Raw genomic sequence first — 382 nt, forward strand, 5'->3', positions numbered from 1 at the left:
CTAACAGCTCGCCACTCTCTTCGGTAATAATCGAGTGCTTGGGATAAGATTTGCGAATAACGTCGATAATGAGCGCTTCTGCGGCTTTGTCAACGTTGGTAACAAAGTCGTTGCTGCCTTTTTGGCTAGCTTCAACCGCATCGGGAGTTTCATAATTTTTGGCAATTAAATTGCCGGCTTTACGCGCTGCGCGTATGGCGATGGTCAGCATCGGATGCATGGGATATCTTCCACCAGGATGTTAAAGAACGGGTAATTAATCGGCGCGCAGTATAGCAGTAGTTCGGAAAAATGACTAATGCTGTGTTAAGATATTTGGCTCTTATAACTATCCAGACTATTCAAACGTTGTCATGTTAGAAAATATCCGCATTATCTTGGT

The 382-nt window shown here is 43.7% G+C and carries 1 protein-coding gene; it reads right to left on the reverse strand.

Translation table 11 applies throughout. The features are described 5' to 3' along the window. Positions 1-220: inositol monophosphatase family protein (locus V2H77_RS00065; RefSeq protein ID WP_341497184.1), on the reverse strand; the 220-nt coding region annotated here is incomplete at its 3' end. Between the last annotated feature and the right edge of the window lie 162 nt (positions 221-382).

Origin of the sequence: Photorhabdus sp. P32 (assembly GCF_038085095.1) — a bacterium.
GTDB lineage: Bacteria > Pseudomonadota > Gammaproteobacteria > Enterobacterales > Enterobacteriaceae > Photorhabdus > Photorhabdus luminescens.